Source organism: Vibrio sp. V23_P3S9T160, assembly GCF_963886625.1.
GTDB classification, from domain to species: Bacteria; Pseudomonadota; Gammaproteobacteria; order Enterobacterales; family Vibrionaceae; genus Vibrio; species Vibrio anguillarum.
This window is the reverse complement of the sequence record NZ_CAWPDB010000071.1, coordinates 1-3,267: the sequence shown is the minus strand read 5'-3', so window position 1 is coordinate 3,267 and position 3,267 is coordinate 1. Positions and strand designations below refer to the sequence as shown.

Sequence of the window (3,267 nt, the reverse complement as noted above, 5' to 3'; positions counted from 1 at the left end):
CTAACGCCCGGCTAAGGGGTTGACAACGCACCGCCAAACTCAAAAAACACACTGTAAACACTGGACTTCAATTTTGAACTAAAGCCGCCACGCGTTGGCAATCCCTCTTGAGCCGTTTGTTATGCAAATTCAATAAGATAAACTGACTTTACTCGATCAAAAGCCACCATTGCAATGGTTGAGTGATTCAAGAACCAACCGAAGCCAGAGCCGTGATAAATAAGCCGCCAAAACAAAGCCCACTTTTCAACAACAAACCAAGCTTTTGAATGAGACAAACTCAACAAGCAAGACTTTCAGCCAATGCGAAATACTCGATAAACTTGCCCTTTCCACACTTTGCGCCCACTTAATTTACAACACGCCAACGCTAAAACTGATTGAGGCAAACAAAGAACCTTGCCTGTTTTACGGCTTGAGTGAACCAAGAGTTTTAGGATAAAAAAGCTCATTTGCCGACAACACAAAACGAATGGCCGGAGAAATCCCAAAAGATTGAACTCCTAAATTTACCTGAGTTGCATAACGCCCGGCTAAGGGGTTGACGACGCACCGCCGAACTTAAAAAACACACCGTAAACACTGAACTTCAATTTTGCACTAAAACCGCCAAGCGTTGGCAATCCCTCTTGAGCCGTTTGTTAGCTATTTTTCCCAGTGACTGATTTGAATGATTCAAAAATGAATGTCGCCAATCCACCCGCAACATTTGAATTTGCATAATCCTTCAAAGGATCACAAAAATTTGATTTGAATTTATCAATAGCCTCTTCTGGAGACGAAGCATAAATCGTATCACCTTCCACTTCTAACCCCGAGCTCAAGAGTTCTTCCTTTTCAAAAAGATAAGTTTCTGAACTCATATCCAGATAAGTGAATGCATTACGATTTGAATTTGGTTTACAGAAAAATTGATACTTTGACATCTTTAATTTCCTTGCTGCTGAATAAAACAATAGCTAACGCCCGGCTAAGGTGTTGACAACGCATAGCCGAACTCAAAAAACACACTGTAAACACTGAACTTAAATTTTGCACTAAAGCCGCCACGCGTTGGCAATCCCTCTTGAGCCGTTTGTTATACAAAATTAGCTTCGAACTTATTACACTTAATTTCAGTTTCTCGCGACAAAACTTTTGCGATTTCAGACGGTTCATAGAAATGCTTTGTATTAAAGCGCACCAATGGATGATGTCCATCTAGGACTTCATTTACATACTGATCGCGTTCCTGCCTTTTTTTCCAATTATGCGTAGAATCATCGAGTTCGATAACTGCTAGAATTTTTGTGGTCTTATCTGTTATGACAAAGTCCATTCGCTTTGCCCACGTTCGAGAATTATGCTTAAAATTAACAGGTTTAACCAAAGCCATTAGTGATACTTGGCTATGAATTACATACTCCGAAGGAAGAGCTTTTTGTAATGCAAAATAGAGTTTCCGCTCATTTTCAGTTGCTAAATGGCTTTGCTTTTTATGCTCAATTTTTACATTAGATGGAATAGGTACGTCAGTTAATTCAAATTTAGCTTTACGCTTGCTCGCAGTTTGATTTGGCGAATCCCATGAAGCTGGCTTCGGCGTATTATTTCCTTTAAGTTTCCATACAATGTAGCCAAACGCTACGATGATAATTATTTCAAACATCTACGCCTATTTCTCCTTTTTGTATAACGCCCGCTTAAGGGGCAGCCAACGCCACGACCAACTTTCCGCATAACAGCGTAACCACAAAAACCAACGCATAGTAAAAATGCCGCGCGTTGGCTGTCCCTCTTGAAGCGTTTGTTAGGCTTATATAACCAGTTTTAAAGAAGCTCTCGTAGGCGAACAAATGGGTTACCTGTTTCTGCTGCACGGCGAACTTTTTTAGACAAAACTTCCTGCAATGAAAGCTTTTCTTGCAGCATGCTACAAAGATCTAAACCATCCATACAAACCAAACTTTTTCCTTTACCAAAAGCGATTAGCCCCTCTTCGGAAAAACCGCAATCGCTAATAAAAAGCCCCCTCGCCCATGAAGCTTTATCTTCAACCTTTGCATTGAACGATCGCAGGTCAGCGGCATCAACAGGCTTACTGGTCCACTTGGCTTCTAGAAGATAAGTTTCACCTGACAGTTCAAAACTGCCATCTATCTGTTCCCCTACTAACCGGAAAGACGACCGACCATCCAAGCCATTAGCGTCAAACAGTTCTTTTAAGAATTTTTCAAATGCATAACCCCTAGCCTGTGGCTCTAAACTACTAACTTTGATTAGTTTGTCTAGAAATTCATCTGCCACATGGCTTGGCATATTTGAAAAGCTCGTTTTTGTGGTATTACGATTAATACTTTCAGGAGCCTTTCCACCCAGTTTTTCAATCAGTAGATAGAACTCAGATTTTGCGACCTCCATGGTCTCCACTTGACCAGAACGGCGTCTTATAGATTCTCGGTAATCCCATAATGCTAGCAATACCTTTACAATCTCATTGGTGCTTGCTTGTCGAAGATAACAGCGTAACCTTTTGGCTTTGCTGCCTCCATCTACCGCATAGCAAGGGTTATTGATATCAATACCTAACTCTTCAACAAAGAACTCTGAGAATGTTCGGTTCGAAAAATCTAGGACATACCCACCACCCATTTCGAAAATTTCATCCAGCAACCTTACATCAACTGACTTTAATTTTTTCTGTACATCCATACTGATAACTCTATTGAAAATTTGATTATCTCGACGTAAGCCTAACGCCCAATTAAGGGGTGAACAACGCCACCACCCAACTTAAAGCATTGCACCGTAAACAGTAAAGTTGAAGTAGAAGCAAAACTGCCAAGCGTTGAGAATCCCTCTTAAATTGTTTGTTATAAGGAATTATAACCGCCTTAATGAACACGAAGAATGAAGAATATCGAAACTAAAGTTATTTCGGTCTCTAAATTCAGTCAACCCTAACTCTGCTAATTTTGGATTTGTTGACGGACCTATAGTAACCGATTTTACGGATGATATACTGAAAGGTATAGGCTGATAAGATACCAAAATATCACTTTTTGATTTATAGCCAACATCTGGGAGAGTGGGTTTTTTATAGATATCATTTAGACCATCACTGTCATAGCGACCAGTAGATTCTTTATTATTACCGATATAAAGAAGCCGCACCTCTCGTTCATCCGAAAACTCAACTGGCTTAATTGTTGATGCAAGAAATATACTATCAACAAGTAATCTATTAACTTTTAATGAAAACCCATCAATTAAATATCTTTCCAAAAC

At 39.8% G+C, this 3,267-nt stretch carries 4 protein-coding genes; all 4 read right to left on the bottom strand.

What is annotated here, in order from left to right:
- Nucleotides 1–641: 641 nt before the first annotated feature.
- On the bottom strand, nucleotides 642–926 hold the full coding sequence (locus tag AACU59_RS03995; protein WP_094128801.1) for a hypothetical protein: 285 nt from the start codon (nucleotides 924–926) through the stop codon (nucleotides 642–644).
- A gap of 152 nt (nucleotides 927–1,078) precedes the next feature.
- Nucleotides 1,079–1,648, bottom strand: a complete 570-nt coding sequence (locus AACU59_RS03990; RefSeq protein WP_017050105.1) for a DUF2726 domain-containing protein — start codon at nucleotides 1,646–1,648, stop codon at nucleotides 1,079–1,081.
- A gap of 161 nt (nucleotides 1,649–1,809) precedes the next feature.
- Nucleotides 1,810–2,691 carry a restriction endonuclease gene (locus tag AACU59_RS03985; RefSeq protein WP_161437727.1) on the bottom strand — a complete coding sequence of 294 codons (882 nt, stop codon included), beginning with the start codon at nucleotides 2,689–2,691 and terminating at the stop codon, nucleotides 1,810–1,812.
- A gap of 171 nt (nucleotides 2,692–2,862) precedes the next feature.
- Nucleotides 2,863–3,267 (bottom strand): hypothetical protein (locus AACU59_RS03980; protein ID WP_202598860.1); only part of this gene is annotated, 405 nt, incomplete at its 5' end.